18 protein-coding genes are annotated in these 26,027 nt (G+C 42.5%); 7 read left to right on the forward strand and 11 right to left on the reverse strand.

Annotation, left to right across the window (positions count from 1 at the left end; genetic code table 11):
* Nucleotides 1–109 precede the first annotated feature (109 nt).
* Both HPC41_RS10560 and HPC41_RS10565 read left to right on the forward strand, forming a co-directional pair.
* Nucleotides 110–3,103, forward strand: a complete 2,994-nt coding sequence (locus HPC41_RS10560; RefSeq protein WP_246250577.1) for a SusC/RagA family TonB-linked outer membrane protein — start codon at nt 110–112, stop codon at nt 3,101–3,103.
* An 11-nt stretch (nt 3,104–3,114) separates the two neighbouring features.
* Nucleotides 3,115–4,746, forward strand: a complete 1,632-nt coding sequence (locus HPC41_RS10565; protein ID WP_172393989.1) for a RagB/SusD family nutrient uptake outer membrane protein — start codon at nt 3,115–3,117, stop codon at nt 4,744–4,746.
* Nucleotides 4,747–4,836: 90 nt separating this feature from the next.
* On the opposite strand, the gene HPC41_RS10570 is transcribed toward HPC41_RS10565, so the two are convergent.
* From HPC41_RS10570 to HPC41_RS10595, 6 genes are all read right to left on the reverse strand, one after another.
* Entirely contained in the window at nt 4,837–5,637 is an 801-nt protein-coding gene (locus tag HPC41_RS10570; RefSeq protein ID WP_246250579.1) for a type 1 glutamine amidotransferase domain-containing protein, read from the reverse strand.
* Between the two features lie 108 nt (nt 5,638–5,745).
* Nucleotides 5,746–6,111, reverse strand: a complete 366-nt coding sequence (locus tag HPC41_RS10575; RefSeq protein WP_172393990.1) for a response regulator — start codon at nt 6,109–6,111, stop codon at nt 5,746–5,748.
* Nucleotides 6,101–7,666, reverse strand: a complete 1,566-nt coding sequence (locus tag HPC41_RS10580) for a PAS domain-containing sensor histidine kinase (RefSeq protein ID WP_172393991.1) — start codon at nt 7,664–7,666, stop codon at nt 6,101–6,103. The genes HPC41_RS10575 and HPC41_RS10580 overlap by 11 nt, the downstream gene beginning before the upstream one ends.
* A gap of 119 nt (nt 7,667–7,785) precedes the next feature.
* On the reverse strand, nt 7,786–9,894 hold the full coding sequence (locus HPC41_RS10585) for an ATP-binding protein (RefSeq protein ID WP_172393992.1): 2,109 nt from the start codon (nt 9,892–9,894) through the stop codon (nt 7,786–7,788).
* Nucleotides 9,895–10,180: 286 nt separating this feature from the next.
* On the reverse strand, nt 10,181–10,486 hold the full coding sequence (locus HPC41_RS10590; RefSeq protein WP_172393993.1) for a hypothetical protein: 306 nt from the start codon (nt 10,484–10,486) through the stop codon (nt 10,181–10,183).
* Between the two features lie 229 nt (nt 10,487–10,715).
* Complete coding sequence (locus HPC41_RS10595) at nt 10,716–12,068, reverse strand: DUF3472 domain-containing protein (protein ID WP_172393994.1); 1,353 nt, start codon at nt 12,066–12,068, stop codon at nt 10,716–10,718.
* Nucleotides 12,069–12,302: 234 nt separating this feature from the next.
* On the opposite strand from HPC41_RS10595, the gene HPC41_RS10600 reads away from it, so the two are divergent.
* On the forward strand, nt 12,303–12,767 hold the full coding sequence (locus HPC41_RS10600; RefSeq protein ID WP_172393995.1) for a GNAT family N-acetyltransferase: 465 nt from the start codon (nt 12,303–12,305) through the stop codon (nt 12,765–12,767).
* 204 nt (nt 12,768–12,971) lie between these two features.
* Here HPC41_RS10600 and HPC41_RS10605 read toward each other — a convergent pair whose 3' ends face one another.
* Entirely contained in the window at nt 12,972–14,342 is a 1,371-nt protein-coding gene (locus tag HPC41_RS10605) for a hypothetical protein (RefSeq protein ID WP_172393996.1), read from the reverse strand.
* 319 nt (nt 14,343–14,661) lie between these two features.
* Between HPC41_RS10605 and HPC41_RS10610 the strand changes: the two genes are divergently transcribed.
* On the forward strand, nt 14,662–15,708 hold the full coding sequence (locus HPC41_RS10610) for an alpha/beta fold hydrolase (protein WP_172393997.1): 1,047 nt from the start codon (nt 14,662–14,664) through the stop codon (nt 15,706–15,708).
* A 200-nt stretch (nt 15,709–15,908) separates the two neighbouring features.
* On the opposite strand, the gene HPC41_RS10615 is transcribed toward HPC41_RS10610, so the two are convergent.
* From HPC41_RS10615 to HPC41_RS10630, 4 genes are all read right to left on the reverse strand, one after another.
* Nucleotides 15,909–17,381, reverse strand: coding sequence for a rubredoxin (locus HPC41_RS10615; protein ID WP_172393998.1), 1,473 nt, complete (start codon nt 17,379–17,381; stop codon nt 15,909–15,911).
* A complete protein-coding gene (locus HPC41_RS10620; protein ID WP_172393999.1) occupies nt 17,371–20,892 on the reverse strand; it encodes a nitrate reductase in 3,522 nt (1,173 codons plus the stop codon). Before HPC41_RS10620 ends, HPC41_RS10615 begins: the two co-directional genes overlap by 11 nt.
* Before the next feature lie 8 nt (nt 20,893–20,900).
* A complete protein-coding gene (locus tag HPC41_RS10625; protein ID WP_172394000.1) occupies nt 20,901–22,211 on the reverse strand; it encodes an MFS transporter in 1,311 nt (436 codons plus the stop codon).
* A gap of 701 nt (nt 22,212–22,912) precedes the next feature.
* Entirely contained in the window at nt 22,913–23,632 is a 720-nt protein-coding gene (locus HPC41_RS10630) for a DUF3575 domain-containing protein (RefSeq protein WP_172394001.1), read from the reverse strand.
* Nucleotides 23,633–23,934: 302 nt separating this feature from the next.
* On the opposite strand from HPC41_RS10630, the gene HPC41_RS10635 reads away from it, so the two are divergent.
* The 3 genes from HPC41_RS10635 (at nt 23,935) to HPC41_RS10645 (ending at nt 26,018) form a co-directional block, all read left to right on the forward strand.
* Nucleotides 23,935–24,342, forward strand: a complete 408-nt coding sequence (locus HPC41_RS10635) for a tetratricopeptide repeat protein (protein WP_172394002.1) — start codon at nt 23,935–23,937, stop codon at nt 24,340–24,342.
* A 96-nt stretch (nt 24,343–24,438) separates the two neighbouring features.
* Nucleotides 24,439–24,687: a hypothetical protein gene (locus HPC41_RS10640; protein ID WP_172394003.1), complete on the forward strand. Its 249-nt coding sequence runs from the start codon at nt 24,439–24,441 to the stop codon at nt 24,685–24,687.
* A complete protein-coding gene (locus HPC41_RS10645; RefSeq protein WP_172394004.1) occupies nt 24,684–26,018 on the forward strand; it encodes a TolC family protein in 1,335 nt (444 codons plus the stop codon). The genes HPC41_RS10640 and HPC41_RS10645 overlap by 4 nt, the downstream gene beginning before the upstream one ends.
* Nucleotides 26,019–26,027 lie beyond the last annotated feature (9 nt).

Here is a 26,027-nt window from a genome sequence, read left to right on the forward strand (position 1 = left end):
AACGATTGCGTAAAAAATCTGATCAGATTGATTTTATAATTTTTAAATTCAATTACTGCAAGCGGTTGCACTACCGCGAAGGGAAAAAAATTATAAACTGTAATACCTTATGATACCAAAGATTGAATGGGAAAGTAGTATCCTAAAAACTACTGCTCTAAGCGTAATGCTTGTTTTGTCTGCTTCTCATGTTCGCGGACAGGAACAAAGTGTAAATGGGATAGTGAAAGATTCGCAGGGAAAACCACTATCCGGAGCAACAATTCGGGCCCTGGGAAATAGCGCAATATCCACATCCTCCGATGCTAACGGAAACTTTTCACTCAAACTGCCTAAAGATGTCAAACAATTGTCGGTAACTTACCTAGGTGCCGATTCGCAAAACGTAACTATCGTAGCCGGAAAACCGCTCAACATCGTGCTGACATCGAATGACTCGAAGCTCGATGAGGTCGTCGTGGTCGGCTATGGTACGGTTAAAAAACGTGACCTTACGGGTTCTGTGGTTTCGGTCAAAGGCGATGAAATTGCCAAGGTTCCTTCAGCAAATATGCTCGAGTCGGTACAGGGCAAAGTATCAGGAATGGATGTGACCAGGAGTAGCGGTGCGGCGTCCTCGGGCGTGAATGTTACGATCCGTGGTAATCGATCCATAACCGCCCAAAATGGCCCCTTGTATATTGTCGATGGGATTCAGTACAGCAACATTCAGGATATTAATCCGAATGATGTAGAATCCATGGAGGTTTTGAAAGATGCTTCGTCGACCGCAATCTATGGCTCAAGAGGAGCTAATGGTGTCATTATCATAACCACTAAAAAAGGGAAAACTGGAGCAGCACAAATTTCCTTCAACGCCTATGCCGGTATCTCCAAAGTAGCGCGCTACCCGGAGGTCATGAATCTGGACCAATGGGTTAAATTGCGGCGCGAAGCGTATCGTGCCACGGGTAAATGGAACAGTGAAGCTGATGATGCCGCGATCTTCAATACGGCCGAACTGGACGCCATCAAAAACAATGAGTATACCAATTATTTTGACCTTTTGGTCAAGGAGGGTTTTCAGCAAAATTATCAGGTCGGCATCAATGCTGGTACTGAAAAAACGAAGGTTTATTTCTCTGGCGATTTTTTGAATGAAAGGGGAATTTTCGAACAGGATAAATCAAACCGTTTTGGCGGCCGGCTCAATATTGATCAGGAACTGGGAACATATTTTCGGGCGGGAATGCAATCGCAGGTCACGCATTACAAAATCCAGGCGGCACGCGACCCTTTAAATCAGGCCAATAAAATTAGTCCACTGGGACGGATATACAACGAAGATGGCAGTTTAATACGCTATCCATTGAATGGCTCGGCTATAAACCCGCTGGTCGATCTCGAACCGAATGCGTATGATGCGCAAAACCTCGTGACCCGTACCCTCATCAATGGCTATCTCGAACTGAAGCCCTGGAGAGGGTTTTCGGGCAAATCGACGATAGGCGTGACGCTTAATAACAATAGGGAGGGGTCTTTCGCGGGAATGTATACCATTGACCGGAATGGCTCGGCATCAAAGGCAACCTATAGCACTGAAAATAGTCATCTGGTGAACTGGGAAAATGTCTTGTCTTACCAAAACTCTTTTGGCGACCATAACTTGAATATTACAGCCGTCAACAGTATTCTCTGGAACAGGTCCGATCGTATAGATGCTTCGGGTGAGGGGCTGATCCTAGATAGCCAGCTTTTCTATGCGCTCGGCAATGCTTCCAAAAACCTGGCGACTACGACCGCCTATAGTATGAACAATCTCCTTTCTTTTGCCGGACGGGTCAACTATAGTTACAAAGGAAAATACCTGCTAACAGCAACTGGACGCTCAGACGGATCTTCGATCTTGGCTAAGGGAAGCAAATGGGCTTTCTTTCCATCTGTAGCCGCAGGGTGGCGCATTGTCGATGAATCTTTTATGAAAAATCAGACTTTATTTAGCGAGTTAAAAGCTAGACTGAGCTGGGGTAGAGCGGGTAATTATGCGGTATCACCTTATTCAACACAGAGCAACCTGAGCCGGGTGGCTTTTGCATATGACGATGCTTCTGCCACAGGATATACTTTTGCTTCACAGATCGGCAACCCCAATCTGGGCTGGGAGATCACTGCCACGACAAATGCAGGGCTGGATTTTGGCATCATGAATGGCCGTATCTCCGGAACCATCGACTATTACGATTCCAAAACGTCAAAACTATTACTTGAACGTGGGCTTCCACCATCGACAGGGATAAGCAATGTGATTCAGAATATCGGCAAAACCCGTAACCGTGGCATCGAGCTTACGGTGAACGCTGATGTGGTAAAAGATGCCCCTTTCACCTGGAATACCGCAATTTCCTACACCCGAAATAAGGAAGAAATCGTTGAATTGGTGACCAGCTCGGATGACATCGGGAACGGCTGGTTTATCGGACATCCAACCACTGTCTTCTACGACTATGATAAGTTGGGCATCTGGCAACTCGGCCAGGAGGAGGAAGCTGCTAAGTACAATCAAAAGCCTGGTGATATTCATGTGCGGGATATCAATGGGGATGGAAAAATTGATGCCAGCAATGACCGTGTTATCGTCGGAACGCCTAGACCAAAATGGTTTGGCTCCTGGGACAATACGTTTAGCTATAAAGGATTTGACCTGAATGTATTGCTTTTTGCGAGATGGGGTCAAACATTACAACCGAATTTCTTGCGCCGTTATGACCCGCAGGGTTTGGGGCAGAGTTCGGCAATAATTGACTATTGGACTCCGGAGAATCCGACCAATGCCAATCCAAGGCCAAACTCCGGACTGTCGCTGGCAAGTACATTATACTCCAGCTCATTGGGCTACGTAGATGGCTCATACCTCCGGATCAGAAATATATCGCTGGGATACAATTTCCCGCAATCCATTTTAAAAGATGGCTTTGTCAAGAAACTGCGGGTATATGGTACGGCCAAAAATCCATTTACGTGGACAAAATCAGATCTGTTGAACTCCTATGATCCTGAAAGGGGTGGATCGGAGAATTTTCCGATGACAAAATTGTTTGTATTCGGTGTGAATGTTGGATTTTAAATGCTAAATAAATGAAAAGAAAGATCAAAAATATCGTAGTAGCCTCTTTGGTGGTACTCGCTTCATCGAGTTGTTCAAAGATTTTGGATGAGTATAATCCGAGCGGACTGACCTCGGAAACGGTGTTCGCGACACCCGAAGGTTTTGAATCCCTGGTGAATGCAGCCTATTCTTACCAGCGCTGGTGGTATGGTAAGGAGGAAGGGTACAGCATATCGGAGATGGGCACGGACCTATGGATGAGTGGTGCGGGGGATACCTTTCCAGACTTAATGAAGTATATTAATCTCCAGGGAAACAACGCTGCGCTCGCAACAGAATGGAAGGCATTGTATTCGGCCGTAAATATCTGTAATGCGGGTATCGCCCGTATCGATGCAGCAGGCCTGAATGAAAGTACTAAAGGGATTAGGCTGGCCGAACTGCGTTTTCTGCGCGCATTTTACTATTGGCATATCCTGCAGACCTGGGGTGGCGTACATCTAACCACGACAGAAACTGCCGGCATCATCACGACAGCAAACAAGACAGCACCAGCGGAATTTTACGCACTGATCGAATCGGATCTACTGGCAGCAATTAAAGACCTTCCTAATACGGTCTCTGACTATGGTCGCGTGACCAATCCCGCGGCTCGTGCTTTCCTGTCCCGCGTATACCTTTCTCATGGGAAATATAAGGAGGCCAATGAATATGCCGTGTCGGTCATTAAGGGAAATTATGGCTTTGAACTGCTCAAAAACTATGCTGACCTGTGGAATATGGCCAACTTAAAAAATAAGGAGGTCGTGTATGCAGTCAATTATTCGACCAATCTGGCCTTGAACGATATAAGTGATAAAATCCTCAATCCGCTGGGACACAACCGGGGTAGCAACAATGGCCATCTGCTGTTTTTAATGAAATATGATACAGAGACTGGCATGCAGCGCGACCTCGCTAACGGCCGGCCATTTAACAGATATATGCCCACACGTTTTCTATTGGACTTGTATCCCGAAGGGGATAGCCGCTACGCAGCATCTTTTAAAGAGGTATTTTATTCCAATAACCCGACGGCTACGGTCAAACTGGGTGATACCGCAGTCTTTGCTACACGCAGAGCGATAAGTAACACCGGCAAGCCTTATAAAATCTATGACAGGAATTATATTTATGCCAGTGACGGAAAGGTGAAAGACCAATTACGTTATCCGACCTTAACTAAATTTTTAGATCCCACACGTCCTTCATCCAATGAAGCGCAGAGTGCCCGCGATGTTTTTGCCATCCGATTTGCAGAACTTTATCTCAATGCGGCGGAGGCGCAGTTAAACCTGGGTAACCGGGATTCTGCAGCACACTGGATAAACATTGTGCGCACGCGGGCAGCACAACCTGGTTGGGAGGAAAAGATGAAGGTCACACCGGGTCAAGTTACGCTCGATTTTATCCTTGATGAGCGCGCGCGCGAGTTTGCTGGAGAACAGATCCGTTGGTTTGACCTCAAGCGTACCGGAAAATTAGTCGAACGCGTCAAAGCGCACAACCCGGATATCGCCACCTATATCCAGGATTATCACCGGGTACGGCCCATACCACAGGCTCAGCTAGACGCCATTACAAATAAAGATGAGTTTACGCAAAACGAAGGTTATCAATAAATAGATAAATTAAAGGGGCGATGGAAAGAAGGCCGTAACACTGTTACGGCCTTCTATTTGTGTTACAAAGTTAAAATTGATTTTCAGCTATTAACCTGCGTTCTGCAGCGCTTTCACGATAGCTTCACCTACAGCTTTGGCTGACTGGGGATTTTGGCCGCTGATCAACCTGCCGTCTACGGTGACATGTGGCTGCCAGGGTCCGGATTTTTCATAAAGGCCACCAATGGCCTTTAGCTTATCTTCCAATAAGAAAGGGACGACATCGGTAAGCTTGACGAGTTGTTCCTCTTCATTGGTAAAACCATTTACTTTTTTGCCTTTTACCAAATATTCACCATCGCTCAACTTGATATTGGTCAGACCGGCCGGACCATGGCATACAGCAGCGACAACACCATTCGCTTCGTAAATTTTGGCGGCTATAGTTGCTATTTGCGAATCTGAAGGAAAATCCCACATCGCACCATGCCCACCAGCATAAAAGATGGCTTTATATTCTTCAGGTTTTACCTGCGATGGCTTGAGTGAATGGCTGATTTTATGCTGATAGTGTTTGTCTCCCCAGAATTTTTTATTTACAGGATCGGTCAGGTCAAATCCATCCACAGGCGGATTGCCGCCTTGAGGACTAACAAAATCAATCTCATAACCGGCCTCTGTCAATACCTCCCAGGGATGCGATACTTCGCCGAGATAGTAGCCCGTTTTTTCACCGGTATTCCCTTTGGAATCGTGGCTAGTTACCACAAACAATATTTTTGGTTTTGCGGCAACTTCTGGCTGTGATGGGGAATTTGCTCCCGTATTTGTTGCACGGGACTGCGTTATTGTGAGCATCAATAGGACGGAAAATATACCCATTTGTTTAAGGAGATGTTTTACTTTCATATCGTTATCATTTTATTTTTTTGTCAGCACAAATTTCCTTGTTTCATCTTATAATTCGCTGTGACATACATCACAAAATTTCTCGTCCCGATATTCAAATAGTTTACTTCAATTGCTCAATATAGTCGTGATTCCAGATGTAATGTCATCCAGATCAAAAGGTTTTGCGATAAAGCCATCCGCTCCCAATTGTTTCGCAATGACATTACCATCGACGCTAGCCGAAAGGACAATGACAGGTAAGTGTTTGATTTCCGCTGTCCCGCGGATGATTTTTAATACCTGATCTCCCGAAAGTAGGGGCATCCAGAGATCCAACAACAACAGATCTGGTTTATGTGTGTTGAGCTGCGTAATCAAATTGGTGCTGTTTATCTCGCATATTACGTGAAATCCTTCTAATTCTAAAAATAATTCAAGCATCTCGAGTATGCCTTTGTCGTCGTCACAGATCATTATTGTTTTACGCTCCATCGTTATCGTCGTTGTTTATTATTGGTAATGTAAAATTAAATGTGGATCCTTCGCCTGGTTCACTCTCTACCCATAATGTTCCTTTATGATTAGCAATAATCTCATGGGATACATAGAGCCCGATTCCGAGTCCCGGAAATTTTTTCTGTATATGGCTGGCCCGATAGAATCGTTCGAAAATTTTCAACCTATCCTGATAGTTGATGCCCATACCGTAATCACGCACCGATATTTTAACAAAATTGGCAACTTTATGAATACCTACGTCAACCTTGTCAGAATCGGGGGAATATTTGATCGCATTGGATAACAAGTTATTGACAACTTGGATTATTTGCAGCTCGTCACCCTCAACAATAGCACCGGTTGTACCTGATATGCATATTTCATATCCCGGAACGGCGAGCTTTATATTGTCGATTGCATCTCGGATTGTTTTATCAATATCAAATGGTTCCATATGCAATTCGATATTTCCAGATTGTATTTTAGCGGTATCCAAGAGCTTGGTAATTAACAGATTTAAACGATCAACATAAGACGACATCTTGTCCAGTGTGTTCACAAACTTAGGATTTGGATGATCTCCACTCATGCGTTGTAAGATTTGGACCAACCCCTTAATCGTAGTCAGTGGCGTTTTTAACTCATGACTGGCGATTGATAGAAAATCATCTTTCCGCCGATCCTGCTCTTTTTTCTCGGTAATATCTTCGATAGCAATCAATATACGATCTTTGTAATGCCCCTCAAATTCAATGCGATAGGCATTTAACAACATCACTTTGCGACCGATGTGTGGAAATAGATTGTCAACTTCGTAGTCGATAACGGGGTTGTTGGTCGGCAAGATCTGTGTAAGCAGTTCCTTTAGTGAATTGATATTCCATTGCTTCTTACCAAGTTCAAAAAGTGGTTTGCCGACAGTTTCTTCCGAAGAGACCTTAAACGAATTTAAGAAATGCTTATTCGCACTCAAAACAACATAATTGGCATCAAGTACCAACAGGCTTTCCCTAACTGTTTCAATGATACTGGAAAGAAAAATCTCTTTGTCCTGCAGTTCCTTGGTGCGCTCTTGGATTTTTTGTTCGACATGAGACTTCTCTTCGCGAAGGTCATGTTCGGCTTTTTTTCTGGCGGTTATATCATTTTGTACACCAATAAAATGCGTCACTTTCCCTTCGTCATTTTTGACGGGTGAGATAAACAGCTCATTCCAAAAAAGTGTGCCGTCCTTGCGATAATTACGAATCTCAACCTTACACTCCTCACCACGAATAATCGAATCTTTTATAATCTGGCGTTCGGGCTGTGAACGGTCCTGTGCCTGTAAGAAACGACAATTGTGTCCTATAATTTCGTTGTGCGAATAACCGCTGATTGTTTCAAATGCTGTATTACAATATATAATAGGATTGTCATGTTGCATATTGTCGGTTATAATTATACCCGAATAGGCAGAATTTAATGCCTTAAGATAAAGATCAAGATCGTTGCTCTTATTATGAATATGTTGTTTTAATTTATCGATATGAGATGTATTTTTTTCCATAACTGTTAACCCAACGACTTAATGGGCCAGAATTTAATTTTTAATTTGAAAACTAAAAACAAACCATATGCCTTTTCTGTTAAGACCGTATTAATTCGAAAAAAATCGGGTATTTTTCCCTATAAAGGATGTGGTATCGTAAACCAAAAATTGCTACCAACACCTAAAGTGCTGTCGACTCCGATCTGTCCACCATGACGACCTATGATATCAGCGGCGATATAGAGTCCTAGTCCCAGACCAGAGTATTGTTTGCCTTCATGATTGGCTCTGTAATAACGTCCAAAGATATGTTGCTGAACAGCGGGAGCTATTCCTTCACCAAAATCCTGTACATTTATTTTTACATGTTCAGGGAGATGCTCAATCTTGATTTCAATATCATATGAAGTAGGAGCGTACTTGATTGCATTATTAATAAAATTGGTTAGCACCTGCTCGATACGTTGTTCATCCGCATAGAGCGTCGCATGTAGATCACCACTCACGTTGAGCTGATACTTGCCGAGCAGACTCGCATCATTACGACAGGAATCAATGATTTTCGTTACCGAAAAATTCGTCCACTTTAATGCTAGCTGTCCCTCACTGATTCGGTGCATATTAAGAAGGTCATCGACCAGTGTTGTAATCTTTTTAATGCTAACGGCGGCCATGTCTATAAGTCTGCAAATGGTTTGGTCTGCAGCTTTATCTTTGAGCATTTCAAGCATCTGAATCGTGCCTTTGAGACTTGTGATAGGCGTCTTTAACTCGTGGCTGGCTATACTAAGGAAATCATCTTTCTGAGCCTCATAATTTTTTCGCTTCGTGACATCCACAGTTACACCAATCAAATTGATGGGATTACCATCTGCATCATAACGTGTCAGACCTGATGAACTGATCCAGTGACGGGAGCCGTCAGGCCATTGCGTAAGATATTCGGCCTGATAGGGTACTTTATTGAAGATCGCATCCTGGACTTTATTATTGACCATATCCCGATGTTCCGGAACAATTGAGTTTAGAAAGTCATTAAATTCAAACAGCTCGTTATTAGAAAGGCCGAAATGTGCTCTGCATGTGGATGATGTATGATTTTTACCGCTTTGGATGTCTAAATTGTATGTACCTAACTCACCGGCCTCCAACGCTATTTCCAACTGTTGGTTGAGTGATTGCAGATTTTCTTTCTGAAGGATGCGATCGGTAACCTCATTGGCAATAACAATGATGGACTCTGTATTCCCATCCTCACCCTTAAGCGGCTCATAAATAAAATCGAAGTAATGATCTCCGAAGACACCATTGGTCTCTAAGCTCACTAAAGCTGTATCGCCAACATAGGTGACACCCGTTGTAAAAACTTGGTCTAATAGATCAAGATACGGTTGGTCTTTGAGCTCGGGCAAGGCCCTCGCTAAAGGCTGCCCGATAACAGCGGGAGTTTTGCGCCATACCCAAAGAACCATGTCGTTGGCGACTTCGATGGTCATTTCACGGCCGGTCAATATGGCAAAAGCGATAGGGGCTTTGTTGATAAATGATTTTAGACGCTGCTCACTCTTTTTAAGATCCCTGTTCAGTGACGCAGTAGTATGGTATGATGTGTTGAGCTGTGTATTGGCTTTGCTCAGCTGCGCGTTGGTACTCTCCAATTGGCCATTTAGATCGATCAAACGTTGTTGCATATTTGCCAAAGTAACATTAACCTGTTCCACATCGGCAATTTGGGCCATTGATGCTTTTCGTAACTCGATTTGATCCATCGCCGTACGGGCTAATCCGGCGAGGATGCTTCTTTCCGACGCAATAAGTCCGCGGGGCTGCTTATCCATAATACTCAATGCGCCTATCAAAAAACCCTCTGCTGTAATCAGAGGCGCTGCGGCATAAAACCGAATTCCCAGGTCTTCAATTAGATTGCTTGCTTTTTGACCCAGATTTTCCTGTATGTCTTCTAGTACTGTAACATCTTTGTCAGAAATTGCCAAATCAAAGAAGCCGTCTTTGCGATCGATACTCGCTGGGATGTCTATCCCCACGTTGGCCTTAAAAAATACGGTGTCCGCATCGACAAGTGATAGCACGGCGATTGGCATATTAAAGATTTCGGCAGCAAGTTTTACCAACCCGTCGAAGCAGGCTTCAGGAGGTGTATCAATAATCTCGTAATATCGTAATGCCGCTAACCGTTTTATTTCATTTTTCGATATATCACCTGTACTAAATACGTTTTCTATCATATGGCACGATAAAGATTTCGTTAAAGATAACCACAAATTTGAGAAAATGTTTAAGATCATGGCCGAATTTTATCCGGATAAGGAGCACATTTGTTTCCACGAAATTGCCGGCCGGTTTTGACCGTTTCAAAGATACAATTCCCGATAGGATAGTTCGTTGTGATCAAAGCGATCGACCTTGGTCAAGCAGACACAACAGCCTCTTTCGAGGTGGAAGGATCTGGAAATGGATGCCATTAATCGGATTAGGAACGTGCTTTAGTACCCTGTGCCGTTGCAAAGGTCCCTAGTGATGCCTATTACCTTTAGGATGATAGGCTATATGCTGGGGAGAACTTGATGTGGGTACGTGTTTTCCATCAGCAAAAGATTGTGGACCAGTATTCTGCAGCGCTACGATATTAGGCGCATTTTCCTCCGCTAGGTCTTTAAATGGCCGATAACCGACGGGTTTACTTGATTGCCCGTTATTGGATTTTTTTTGAGCAGCTTTTGACTGTTCGCTATTTTTTATTTTTTCTTTACGGCGTTTGAAAAAAATCAATGCCACTCCGGTAATTACAGCTATAGCTAATTTAAGTTTGGTATTCATAGTTCTTTTTTTAGTTGAACAAACTTTTTGGATAAATCGTTTACCCTAAAAAATTTCTTTTTGTTCTTCTTTCCATTGAACTAAACATGTATCCATCCAACATGATCTCGGTTCCTTGTGCTATACAGCAAAGACAGGAGCCTACGAGTCCAATAACAGAGACAGGGAGGCCTGTAATTATGCCTCCCTGTCTGTTGTTTGGGCTATCAGCTTACCTGCTTTCCCATACTTAGGGCAGTGTGGTAAGGTCAATCGCTGGTGCAGTATTTCCATTATTTACCGTAAATAATGTACCAGGATTAACGACAGTATTGAAAAATCCACCATTTTTAAGGAAGAAGTTACTACCGTTGGTACCACCCATGGCATCGATGCGCTGATTGCTGGAGTAGGTGGCATCCACAGTAAATTTGGCTTGAACCACCGGCATCCAGGTGCCTGATGCCGTCCGAATCCATTGATTCTTATAATCTGCTGAACGCCCCAAATAGCCATTATCAGCATTAAAATTCTCTAGGAAGCTATGGAAGTTGGTTAGGTAGGTCGCTATTTTGGGCCTTTTCCAGCTAGCGATTAACACCCAGTTGTTGACCGAAGGATCATTAAACCAGGCGGTAAAATCAGTTGCACCACTTCCGTCTGGCTCACCTTTAAGTAAAAATTTATAGCTTTTACCACTCGTCCAGCTGTACTTCATATAGCTCTGCCCGCCAGACCCTTCACCACCAAACTCTCCTGTAATCGTATTGGCACCTTTGCGGTTGAGCGTAATCCGGTCTTCAACAGGTATTTCTGCCGGATTGTCGGTACTGTATGGACTCCAGACGGAGAACAAAATACGGCGCTCGGTCGCTGAATTGACCTGCATACCAAAATAGCCCTGGCCAAATCCGTTAGCCATAAAGTAAGAGCCTATTTTGTCCTCACCACTAGGAACATTGATTTCACTATAGTAATAGGAAACCTGCTGGTTGGTAGGTACGGTGTAACTTAGATGACAAGAAGGACCGCGACGTGACCAATAATAGGTATTATCGACGTTGTTGTCACTATAAATGACGGTTCCCGTAGTCGCTGTTCCACTCAAAATTAAATGTGACACGTCTGCAAAGTAACCACCTGTTTTGGAAACACCCTGGAGATCCATTTTAGCATAACCGCCGGCATCGAGTGTATAACTACCCACTGTATAGTCTTTCGTAGTACCACCCTTCAGGCTTACTTGCTTACTAACACCATTGATTGTCAACTTAACCACACTGCTATCACCATTGGGCAATACTTTGGCTCGAATTTTAACGGTCAATGTACCGGCCTGCGGCAGTTTGGCATAGGTGCTCACGATGCTGTTCGAATTGGTCCAATTCGCTAAACCATTGCTATTGATAATCTCAACTGCACCGGAAGGTGCCGATGTCACAAAGGCGTTGCCGCCGAGTGGAACCTCATAACCGTTGGGACCTGGTGTCGCCGCCCGTAGGGATAGTGTTTCTTCGTCCGCCGTTTTTTCAACAGTCTTTTCGCAGGAGACAAAAAAGACCAGTGCAGCACTGAGGAGTGCCACAAATTTGATTTTTTTCATAATTTATTTTTAATTGTTCACAGTCAATTTATCAAACGATTTACATATTTCGAAAATAAATTGCATGCAATCGATTGTCCAATTTTCTTTTGTAACAGGCATAGACCGTTACAGCAATTTACAGACTATTGACATTTCTTTGGGGCCTTAGGATCATCGATTTTTGTATATTGCAGCAACTGCTTATGACTCGAAAATGGTCGTATATCAACAAATAATCAAAAAATATCAAGAATGGAAGTAAAAATCAGACAAGCACAAGAGCATGAAATCAATGTTTTACTAGAATTTGAACAGGGAATAGTAGCAGCAGAACGACCGTATGATAGCACTTTAAAAGAAGGCGAGATTCATTACTATGATTTGTTGGAATTAATAAAATCGTCCCACGCGGAAGTCTTGGTTGCGACGATCGGCGATCAGATCGTAGGGTCCGGATATGCGAAAATAATGGCTGCAAAACCCTTTCAAAAATATGCACAATATGTCCATCTGGGATTTATGTATGTGCGGCCTGACTACCGTGGGCAGGGTATCAATAAATTAATTCTGGAAGCGCTCATAAATTGGGCAAAGCACAGAAATATATCCGAAGTTAGACTTCAGGTTTATGACCAAAATGATAGCGCAATAATTGCATATAGCAAAGCTGGTTTCAAGCCAAATTTATTGGAAATGCGATTAGAAATTGAACTATAATTAAGACGCTATGGATCTTTCATCTTTGCGAATTATATGAATGCGTTTCATGCCATAATGTGCCTTTCTTTGTTTTGACATTCCGGTCCAAGTGGATATTGGAAACATCGTCGATGACCGTTGGGTTTACATCAATTATTGTGACAACCAGGAAAAGGTGTCCAGCGGATATATTTTATGGTCAAGTCTAGAAAAATAAAAGCACTACCTTACATTACATTGTTTGCTTATGAATTGATTTGTATTGACTTTGTGCTTTTTAAAGTCTTGTAAAACTAGCGTTTTTATTTTTTCAAATTGTTGAGCTGGTAAGCCATCTTGTTCTTTCGCGGCCATATAGAAGTAGGTCCCTTTGTATTTTTGGAGTATAGAACGGACTGAAGCAAAGTCCATATTATCGAATATCTCTTCTTTCGGGTCGCCAGCACGCGGCACTGCAATAGATGTACTGTACCGGATGGGTCTGAATGTCGAATCTACGGCATGCTGACGGAATGGCGTAGGCAAAGATTCTTTGGGGTTATATACTGTAAGGTAAATTGGCATGGTTAGACTATCATCCTCGCTAAATACGCTCTTGCTCATAACAGCCTGAAATTTTTCAGATGGATTGATCACCGTTAAGTCGTAACCCACGCTATCGGGATGACGGATATATTCCTCCAATAGTTTATTGTCTTCTGCATGGCGCAAGCCAATCACATTGATTTCGGCACCATAGGGATCCTTCGATATATGGGGACTAAAAGCTACTGAAGCCTGAGAATCGTTGGTCCATAAAAATACTGGGCCGAATGTCAGGGCATATGCTTCAGCAACAACTTTGGCTCTTTGTACATTATTTTCATAGGTTGTTTCCATGCTGAGGATAGCATCTCGAAAACCTGCCGATTCCCTGTCCCGCTGTTGCTGAATAAAATCAGCGCCGCAAGTTCGAAAAAGCATCACCAGTGCAAATACGGCTGATATCGGAATAGCGATGTACTTATAATCACGTTTTTTAGATTCTTCAAGTTGAGAGACAAGCGCTTTTGCGGTATTGTTGTGCTTGTCATCTACAATGACATCGCTGGCGGTGGCATTTTCTTCAGGAGGCTCGGCTTGAAGAGCTAATGCCCGCTGCTCCAGGCGATGTAAAAGTTCGGCCTTGAATGCGGTAAAGATAATGGCCTCAGCGGCAGATTTTGGGTGGTCCGGATTGAAAAGCCAAACCAGCTTTTTTCCATTATTGAGTTTGATCCGCATGGATGGTGGGGGTGCCTGAAGCGGACCATAGGGTGGTATACTGTGTATATCTTGGTAAAGAATACGCCCATAACTAAGGGATGTAAACCCTTCCTCATCCAGACTGATGGTATCTATTGCCCTGGATTTTTTCACAAACCGCCAGATTCCTAGCCCCATCAGGCAGACCATTATTATCATATTAGGCCAAAAAATCCATTCTACATAATCCATAAGCCATACAGTGAGCAGCATGATGACCAGTGGTATTCCAACGAGAACGAGCAGTAAATAAAGAAGTCCGCTGCTGTTTTGATATTTGAAGGTATATTGTTTCATCGTATGTTCCATCTCAGATAAGTAGTTTATTATTTAGATCAATACCCCTAAAACTACGACAAATAGCCAAATGGAAAAATCCCTGTTTTCATGGATTTAATGGTACCAAAATATTGCGCAGTGAAGGACTACCTACTTGATGTGAATAAATGGTATAATCTAGCTTGCTGCTTAGCCTCTTTTAGGGTTTATTTTTTTTAGGAAAGGCAATTTATGTTGGATTTAAACGATCATCGTTATTATTTATCCAAGCACCCAAGTGAGTCTTCTATGAACAGTAATAAAATTGTTAACTTTATGCAAGTATTTACAACCGGTTTATTTATTTCGCATGCTCCATATTAGCAATTTCGTTGTTGGGATCCTACTGTTTATTTCATCAGTCCATGCACAGGTGATGGACACTGCCCTTTATCAAAAATATAAATCAGCTCAAAACACTTTCAATAGATTTGAAAAAGAGCATAGGGGCACTGTCCAGGGGGCCAACCACCGAATCTCTTATCTCCGGTGGGGCGCCAATACCGACAAAGTATTTGTCTGGTTACCGGGAAGTTTCTTGTCTGCCTATGACTTTTATCCCTTTGCAGAATCACTTGTCAAGGCAGGGTACTGTGTGTTGTCTGTCGATCATTATGGACACGGATTAACAACGATACCGGAGCGCGATCTGGATTTCTGGGATTTTGCCGATGATCTCGCAGCCGTGATGGATGAACTGCAAATTAAGAATGCAGTAGTGGGTGGATTCTCAAGGGGTGGTTACCTGGCGACAGCTTTTTATGATAAGTTTCCCGATCGGGTGGATGCATTGGTGCTAGAGGACGGTGGTTCGGTCCCTTTCAAATCTTTATTTAAACAAATGGATGCAGCTCAAATAAAGACCTTCTTTGAGTCATTGGAACCGCCAGTAGAAGTTCAAAAATTGCTCTTTGATGTCTATAGATCAGAGTATGAAATCTATAAAAACATAGATCAGATTGATGGCTCAGCGCAGCAATGGCAAATCTTCGGTTCTATAAAACATAAAGACAACAATAGCTTTCTATACCATGGCCTCAATGCGTATATGAATATGCAGGATAGCACACATTATGCTCAGCTGTTAAATAAGCCTTCGGAAATTAGCCGATATGCTTCTTCTATTGTACGGGTAAATCCAATTGCAACTTACCGTTCATTGCGCGTCCCAATATTGCTAATAGATGCCATTGGTGAAAATGATTCTTTTGACGCACAGGAAGGTAATCGGCAACTACAATCTCTACACCCTGATTTGATACAACATCAGCTATTTGATTGTGCTGATCACAACGTACACTTTTCATGCCCAGAAGATTTCTTGAAGGTACTCAAAGATTTTTTAATAAGGCTTTAATTGCTGTCATCACCACGAATAACATCCCAGTTAAAGTCCATATTTATCGACAACTGATTCAATTCCTGGCAGCGAATACTGCTAGAAAAAGCAGGTCTCGCTTTACCATACTTGTGGTATGTCGATATCCTTGTTAACGCTTGTCGTTTTGAAAGCAATATAGGCAACAAGTACGCCGAGGACTATGTTTGTAAGCCACCTTATTTTATCAGTACCTTGCTAAAGGTTAACTTACCACTCTCACAAACGCTGCAGCAGTAGGTGACAGGTAACTCGTCAAATAAAGTACCAGCAACGATGTCTTGTGTACTATCTCCCCATGTTGGGTCATAAATTGTTTGACAAGCCTGGCATTGATAAAGCGCAATTAAACTGACAGGTTCTTCAGAAACCTGAGCTGGTGGGATTTCACTTAACTGCTGTGTGGCCAATTTGCTTTGAAATTTATAAAAATCCTCACATAAGTCCAAAATGACATCGATAAGTTGGGCACGCTCTACAGGTTTTCGGTAGGTGAGAAAATCCCGTGAATTGGGGTTAAAGTCCCGTGTGTGCTGCACTTCAAACCAGGATTTATGCTCAGTAGCGTTGATGAAACGTAAAATTATAGATCCCCAAATACCAGTTTTGGGCTGCATTTTAATACCAAAACTGAGTTTGTAGGTACGAATATCCAACCAATTCATCCGATGTACCAGTTCCTGCTTGATCGCTAAGGCGCTGGGATCAAAATCATCGGTCATCCAATTGAGCTCGTTGAGCGCATGGCGTAAATTGATCCGGTGCTGGTCCAATATAAGATCCCAGGATGAACGGGTAGCAGGCTGTATATCCTTGATAATAATAGATTTCCACGGAGTGGTATACAATTGGCCGATTCTATGTTGTAGACATAGGTTGCATATATCACGTAAAAAAGCGATTGAAAACGTTTCGGAGCGCCTGTAGACGCCCAACCATAATCGATCTTGATAAGCATTGAAACCTTCATAATAAGGGAGCTTAAAGGCCGGTTCCGAAAAGGGTTGTCCGACAGGTTGAAACAGAAATTTTCCGGATGCAGCTGCTAACTCTTCCAATTTTTGCCCGAGTTGCTGTCCGTCGTTCGCGTTTTTGACTGACATCCCGAACATCATTGGCTCCAACAATTGGCTTAGCATCGCAATATCGTCGGTATTCACCAGGGTGGACCAGGTATAAAATAAGCTACTTTTTGGAAACCGAAGTTGTAGGTGCCAATAATTGCTAAGCTCAGAGGTGATGAAATTGAGATTACCGGTATAATAGGGTACAAGTGACTGGCTGGCGTCGACAATATTTACCTTTAATCTGGGGTTGAAATCAAAACTGTCCAAAATATCTTTATATACCCCTTCCCGTATCCATGCACTCTGATTGAAAATACCGTCAGCCACGTAGGAGCTAACAATATTTGGATGAATGTCATGTCCAAGTTCATAATGAAAATCCAAACTGAGCAGGGTATATTCCAGATCTTCAAACTGAGCATCGTTGACCCGGAAATAAAGCTGCTGCCGGCTGCCAAACTTAACTTCCTTTATACCGGCTTCAGCTAAAGGCTCCAATAGATTGGCGAGTTCGCCCGTAGAGATTGCACCACCCGTAAGATTAATTTTAACAAATTGCTCCGTGTTAATTCTATTACTTTGCATAAAGTTGTGCCTCCTTTTCATTATCGGTAATATAGTTCTCTAGAATGCTCTTCACTTCCGGCCGGCACGAACCACAACCCGTACCGGCTCCTGTAGAAGTACATAATTCTTGAAAATCAGTACATCCATCACTCATTCGTCTGATCAGATTACCTTCACCAACTTGGCTACAGGAACATACCAATCTACCTGAAACAGCTTCTTTGGCTGTCCCGCTGCGTAAAAGCTGTAAACGCATTTCGCTCAATTCAATTCTATTTGCGATCAAGTTTTTGAATTCCAGAAATTCGTTTTTGTCACCAATCAGTATGGCACCGACAAGTCTATCGCTGTGGATAATACACTTTTTATAATATCTCTTGGCTTTATCGATAAAGACAATTTCTTCATACTCCTCATTTGGAGCTTCAGCCAAGCCAATACTGCATAGGTCAAAACCTTGAATCTTGATAATATTCATAAATAAGCTCCCTTTATAATAGCTACTGATATCACCTTGAAGGTAATTGGCGACGGCAACAGCCTGTTCTTCGGCTGCTGCCGTGATGCCATAAAGTGTACCTTCAAACTCGGCAATCTCACCGACGGCATAAATTGCCGGATCGCTAGTTTTCATATGCTGATCGACAACTACGCCGCGTTGGCACAGCAAATTCGCCTCTTTAGCCAATTCGATATTAGGGGTAGTACCAATGGCCAAAATGACGGCATCGCATTTGATCTGTCGACCACTTTTTAATTCAATTTTGGTCAGTTTATTGCGCCCGCAGTAGAGTTGCACTTCATCGTTATAAAATATATCGCAACCAAGGTCTACCATCTGCTCATGGAGGAGCTGGCTTCCCAATGGATCCAATTGCCTATTTAGAAAACGCGAAACCCGTTGTATAATGGTAATCTTTGTTCCGTTTTCACGAAGTGAGGCTGCCATTTCCAGCCCCAATAAGCCACCACCGACGATAGCAACATGCGCCTCCTTCGGAAGATATTTAATGAGACGGTCAGCGTCCGTTCGGCTCCTCATCGTAAAAATGCCGGGCAGTTGCGGCACGTGCCTGGGCAGGCTAGGCCTACTGCCGGTAGCGAGAATCAGTACATCATAGCTGGTTTTTATTCCCCTGGAATCGTAGACACACTTATTGTCACGATCGATGGCAGTAACCTGTACAGCACGAATATGCTGTATTTTTAATCCAGCTTCTTCAGCATCTTGCATCTTGACGAGTTGTTCCCACTTGAGTTCGCCACTGATGTAATGGGGCAACATGACGCGATTGTAAAAAGGTGTATTTTCATTGCTAAAGATAACGATCTCATCGTCTCCGTTCAACTCGCGAAATGACCGAACAAAACCATGCGCACCTGCGCCTGCGCCAATAATAACGATACGCTCTTTTCTCTTAATATGTTTTTCAACACGCACCGCACAGAATTTGAAGTCGGGCTCTTTGGAAATGGGATCAACTAAATCATTTGTTAGATTGTTGGCCCGATTGAGGTCGGATCCCAATATTTTCCCCCAATGCATCGGAAGGAACACAACGCCAGGTTTAATGCTGTTGCTGACACGCGCCCTGACACGAACCTCTCCACGAAGGGAGTAGATATTGGCCAATTGACCATCCCTGAGATCAAGCGATACTGCATCGCTTGGATGAATTTCCAAAAATGCATTTTGAATGTGTTGGTTGAGTTTACTGACCTTGCCAGTTTTTGACATAGTATGCCATTGGTCACGTATGCGACCGGTGGTGAGAATAAACGGGAAATTCAGGTCAGGCATTTCGCTAAGATACTGGACTGGCGGGCTGTGCAATTGCGCACGGCCGCTTACCGTATGGAATTTGTTGTCCGCGAATAAACGCGCAGTTCCCTTTTTCTTATCAACGTTGAAAGGCCACTGTACGGTATTCAGGCTGTCAATAAGCGTATAATCCAAGCCCTGTACCGTGATGCTTGTCCCGACTGTCAATTGCACATGTTCCTTATAGATATCCTGGGGTGTTTGATATGCAAAGCCCTTAAAGCCCATTTTCTCTGCAAATAAGGAAAAGATTTCTGCATCTGGGCGAGCTTCACCTGGCGGATCTATAGCCTTGTGCAGATGACTGATCCTTCGCTCCGAGTTGGTCATTGTACCCTCTTTCTCTGCCCATGCAGCAGCGGGAAGAATAACATCGGCAAAGGCTAAAGTCTGAGGTTTATTGGAGATCTCTTGCACAACGACAAATTTGGCTTTATGCAAGGCCTTTTCGACCAAACGTACGTTGGGCATACTGGTCAATGGATTGGTACAAAGTATCCAAATAGCTTTGAGGCGCCCATCTGCCAATGCTTCAAACATCTCTGTAGCCGTAAGCCCGGGCTTTCCACTTATGATCGTACCGGACCAGAATTGCTGCAGTTCGTCGCGATGCGTTTTGTTGTCCATGTCCCGATGGGCCGGCAGAAGATTGGCCAAGCCGCCGACTTCTCGGCCACCCATGGCATTGGGCTGTCCAGTAAGGGAAAATGGGCCACTCCCAGGTTTACCAATCTTTCCAGTGATCAAGTTAAGCGCAATCAGACTTAGGTTCTTGTTGACACCCACCACGCTCTGGTTGAGCCCCATTGTCCACATGCTCAAAAAGCCTTTGGATTCGCCGATATAACTGGCCGCAAGTTCGATATCTTCAGCTGCAACACCGCAAATCGCTGCAGATTCCAACAAGGTGCGCTCAAAGACCCGTTCTTTGTATTGCGCGTAACCTTCGGTATGATGTTCTATAAAATCAAGATCCATATCTCCCTGTTCAATGAGCAATCTTCCCAATGCGTAGTTGAGAACGATGTCTGTTCCGGGATTGATCTGCAAATGTAGATCTGCCAAAGCGCAAGTATCGGTAACCCGGGGATCAATAACAATAATTTTGGTCGCTGGATTCTTTGCTTTATGAGCCTCGACACGCCTCCAAAGGATAGGATGACACCATGCAGGGTTGGCACCTGTGACCAAAAAGCAGTCTGCGATTTCGATATCATCGTAGCAGATCGGTACACTGTCTTCGCCCAGTGTCTTTTTGTACGCTGCAACTGCGCTGCTCATGCATAGACGAGAGTTTGTATCAATATTATTTGTGCCGATAAACCCTTTGACGAGCTTATTAAGAATATAATATTCCTCGGTGAGACATTGCCCTGAGGCATAGAATGCAACAGAGTCGGGGCCGTATTTTGCAATCAGGGCACGAAATACTGCCGCTGTTCGTTCCATCGCGTCATCCCAGGAAACACGCTGTAGGGGAGCAGAGCGATGGTAACGCATTTCCGGATAAAGCAACCTATCAGAGCGGTCGTTTACCGTATACTGCAAATTCATTCCTTTACTGCATAGCTTTCCCTGGTTGACTGGATGTTGTGTATCACCAGCAACAGATATCAGCTGATTTTTTTCTACGGTTATTTCTACTCCACAGCCTATTCCGCAGTAGCAGCAAGTGCTTTTGTAAACGTTGTTCAATTTTTTGTTCATACCGACTACTAGTTTTGCACTTCTAGCGAGACAGCTTGAATAGCTGTTTGGCTTTTCGGGCGGAAACGGACAAGTAAAACTGTGAATCCGATCAAGAACACACCGATACCGATGTATTGAAAAGCGTCAGCATAACTCAACGTCTCGGATTTGAAAAGAAAGCCAACCAACATCGCACCGATATTGCCGCCAGCTCCGACAATCCCGCTTACACTACCGATATTATCCTTGTTGATAAAAGGTACAATGCCGTAAGTACATCCGTTTGCCATCTTTAGGAAGAGGGCAAAAAGCAGCATGGTAATAATCGCTAGCACCAAGGTGTTGGATGTGGAAAAAAGGCTGATACCTATTCCTTCTAAAAGCAACAATATCCCAAGGAGTACGCCCTTACCCTTGATCCCATAAGTTTTTCCTACTTTATCACTTACCATACCGCCCAATGCACGGGCAAAAAGATTCATACCGCCAAATATGCTAGCCAATGCTCCCGCCACAATGATGCCCGTATCAAAACGATCAATGAAAAAAGTTGCTGCCACATTGTCTACAGTGATTTCTATTCCGAAACAGGCTGCATAAGCAAGGGTGAGTACCCAGACTCGATAATCTTTTAATGCAAGCAAAAATGAACCATTTTTTTTAGAATAGGACCGTGTGTCTGCAGGAAGGTTATTAAAGTTACCATTAGGCGTATCTGTCGTATAACGGTAGTAAATCCAAGCCATGATAAGTAGAATAATTCCAGGTACTACCATTGCGATTCGCCAGGAATCTGAATGACTCACAAAGCCCATTCCAGCAAATGTAGCTGCTATAAGCGGCATAACTAAATTGGTAACGCCCCCACCAAGATTTCCCCAACCGCCGGTCACGGCATTTGCTGTCCCAATGATATTGGGCGCAAACATCATTGACGTATGAAATTGAGTAATCACAAACGAAGCACCAATAATACCGATGAAAAATCTAAACATTAAAAATGATTCGTAGCTATTACTCAGACCGATAAGCATGACAGGAATAGAACCAGCCACCAAGAGGATGGTATAGGAAATCCTTGGCCCCAAAGTGTCACACATTTTTCCAACAAATAATCGTGCAACAATAGTAGCGGAAACAGAAGCGATAATGATATTACCGACTTCGCTTTTACTCAGTCCAAGTTGTTCGCGGACCAATGGCATGAGTGGCGCAACGCCAAACCATCCAAAAAAACAGAAAAAGAATGTAATCCAAGTAATGTGAAAGGTGCGCATCTGTATGCCTCGGAAGGAGAAGACACGGAGCTTGTCAAGTGGCTGAAGTTGTTGGTTCATGGTTTTGTAAGTTTATGGTTGATGAAAATGGTAATTACATAGCAATATTTTGTTTTTTAATACTTTTATGTTAAATCATCGCTTTATAATCTGTTTTTGGATTAAAAAACCAATTACAACAAACTAATCACTGATGTTTACCATATTTTTATTTATAAAATTGACAAAAACATAAAATATAATGGATAATACAATATATTTTACATCAAAATCATATTATTAATATAATATTACAATCAAATTTATCAAAAAATATGATATATATCATATTTTATATCCATAAAAAATAAATATTAATATATTTTATTGGAAAAAATAAGTGGATAATAAAAAATATAGAATAAAATAAAGATATTAAACAACCGAAAGCACGAATAAAAAGATATATTCAAAAAATACACCCATTAAATCAGAAATGAATAAGATATAAAATAAAAAAATAAAATATTATCAGGGTTTTTATAGAGAAAAGGAAATCTTTTTGTTCTGAATAGTGAAATTTCATTCGAAAAACAAAAAACCACCTCAATAATTAACAAAAAAGGGGTTCATAATATAAAAATACCTTTTTTGCTCCGAATACTTTAATTGCTACCTTGAGCATCGCCAATGAGAAAATGTAACGCTATAATGTAGCGAATAGACTGAAAAATAACGGAGAAAGATCGGGAGGATAGGCATATGCACGAAATCGATCGCCACTAAAATCGATACCCCAAGGATAAAGCAGTACGAATCCCAGCGAATGGGCCTTTCGTCTTGAGCGTGACTCCTTCGGAATCAATTTCTTTTTTGAGGTCTAACACATCAATGTCAAAATCCTCCAACTGTTTACGCAGTTCCTCTTGTTCATCGGTGTTTAATTGGGTTTTCCCCTCAAAGGTACCGTTATTAAATCCGTAGTTGGGACCAATAATTCGCCAATCTAGATAGATATGCTCGCCGAGACGCCATTGGCTACCAATAGCTAGTCCAGCTGTCAAGGCATTCAAGGCACCCGAAATCGGAACTTTCTTTTGGTAATCTGGCTCTTCAACCGACAGTATGGTGCTAAGGCTATAACGCGCATATTTTACGAACGGAGCAAAGTAGAATCCTCTGAAAGCATCATTATTACCGAGATAAAAGCGTATTTCCGGTGTAAAGGAAAATGCCCCAAATTTCGCTCCACCCAGAATGTCATTTGGATCATCAATAGCAGATTCCCATATCGAGCGGAAGGCGAGTCCAGATTTAGGACGAAGACTTAATGTCGCATTTAGTGATACGCGTTGTTGAACCGCCTTTTCATATTCGAACGCGACATTGCCAACCGCCAATGGCAAGATATTTAATTTAATTAAATTGGTATTTTCCTGTGCTTTTAATCCCGACATCGCCAATATTCCGATGGCAAGTGTAACTAGGTAGTGATGTTTCATATTGATACTTTAAACTGATGTGGCCTATTGAGGTAGATGAACAAATCCAAGCTATAGCATGTATAAATTCCTTTACCCCAATAACGTTATTTAATAGGACTTATTTTATCTCATTAAGAACATAATAGGCAAATATAAGGTTTTTACTAAGAGAACATTATAGTGCTTTATTTATTTGCCTTTCTTTGAATAGATTAAATGCTTTTACGAGATGCGGTAAACGTCACTTCCCTGAAAAATTTTGTATTTATAAACTATAGATACCCTTGTTTTGTTATATCAATGAATCAACCCAATAAAAAATGGTGGAAACTACGGCTACACGAATCTCAATTAATGCGCAGTTGAAGAGGGCGAGATCATTGGAATCAGAAGGTAGTACCGAAGAAGCAATAAAAGATTATAGAGCTATTATCACAAAAGATAAGCTAAATGTGGATGCCTACAATCGATTGATGGTCCTTTTTCGTAAGCTAAAAGATTACAAAAAAGAACATCAGATCATAAAAAAGGCGCTCCTTGCTTTTGAAAATGAGATCAAAGAGAACCAGCGCGAGTGGAAAAAAACAAACCGAAAATCTGCCGATCTAAGTGAAAATTTAGCCAAAGCATTGGGATTGCTGGACAATCTTGGTGACCCGATCTATGACGACCCTCAGATGATGACCTGGCGAAAACGTCTACGGGTAGTGGAACAAAAACTGAAATAATATATTGGCCAGATTCGGCCAAATTTAGGCCAATTATATAAAATCCTCCAGCATCTTTCCCGATAACTTTGTCCAATAGCGTTAAACAAGGTTATCATGAAAGAAAAAGTACAAAAATTTATTGTGAAAGTCGTCCATGAGAAATCGGCTGAGCCAATTGCCGATGACGATAGACAATTGAACAGGTTATACTTCAACTACGCAGGGATGTATCTATTCCCCCTATTTCCGATGGGGGACCTTTCCGTCGTTCTCCATGAATTGAGGCGGACCTGGAAGAAATATGCCGAAAAACGGCATAGCGCCAAGCAAAAGCATGTTGTTTTTAAAGGAGTAAAGAAATGAGGCGGGATCTTTCTTTTGTTTCTATTGGTGTGGGCATATTTTTCTTTTTACAGTCCGCCAACGGCCAGGTAAGAGATACGGTACAGCCTGTGAACCTGGTAAAAATATGGGAGTCGATAGCCTCCCATAACCACCAGCTAAAGTTACAGCGTCTCAAGGGTATAGCTACTTCTCTTGCCATTATTGAGGCGAAAGATCAGTATTTACCTACGATTTCTCTCAACGGGGATTTTAAACTCAACACTAAATTCCTCCTGTATCCAGAAGGACTGTTCTCTGCTCCACAGGATGTGCCGGTATCCGGTTATGGCTATGGGCTGGGTTACAACCTAAACCTCAATCTTTACAATGGTGGCCTCGATAAAAGAAATATTCAGCTAAAAAAGGAAGAAAAGTTGGCCATGCAATTTGAATACGAATTGCAGCACAGCAATCTAAAGTATATAACTGCTGTCGCTTATTATGAACTATACAAATTCATAAAATTCAAGGAATTTATTTCTGCCGAAATATCCACTGAACAACGCCAGCTATCGACAATCGAACATCTCTACAAGAATGGAATTGTCTTAAAGAGTGATGTGCTGCGAATCGCTGTTAAATTGGACAATTTAGAACTCCGCAGGTCTGAAGTACTCAAAAGAATTGACCTTACGAAACAGAAACTGAATGTTCTCATGGGCCGCGGCGAAATGGAATCACTCCAAATAGCACTTCAAGAAGACTTGAACCCTGATCTGCAGGATGTACATACATACGGTGATTATGTTGGCATTGCCCAACTACAGTCTCAGGAATTTAAAATCATTGAATCCACTATCAAAACCAATGAATTAAAACTAAAACAGGTGAAATCTGCCACACGGCCAAAGCTCTACTTATACTCGAACTACAGCTACACCTATCCGCAGATCTCATTCTATCCATATAGCAATAATTTATGGGGATTTGGGCAGACGGGGCTCAAAATGCAATGGTCTATCGACAATGCATTCAAAAGTAAACATGCTATCGCACAGGCGAACATACATATTGAGGAACAAAAGTCAGTCATGCAGATCAAACAGGAAGAAGTTAACCTGAAGATCAGACAGGCATTCCTGCAGCGCGAACAGGCTCAACAACAGGTACTAACAGCGGAGAAAAACATTGCGCAAAACACCGAAACTGTCCGGGTCATCAAAAACAGTTATCTCAATCAGGAATCCTTGTTGACGGATCTGTTAGAAGCAGAAAATGCATTGCTTGAAGCCAAGTTTAACCACATATCTGCGTTGGTCGAATTAAAACTAAGCCACATCCAATTGTTGGCGATAACAGGGATACTTTAAAAAGATATC

Source organism: Sphingobacterium prati (assembly GCF_013167215.1).
Classification (GTDB): Bacteria; Bacteroidota; Bacteroidia; order Sphingobacteriales; family Sphingobacteriaceae; genus Sphingobacterium; species Sphingobacterium prati.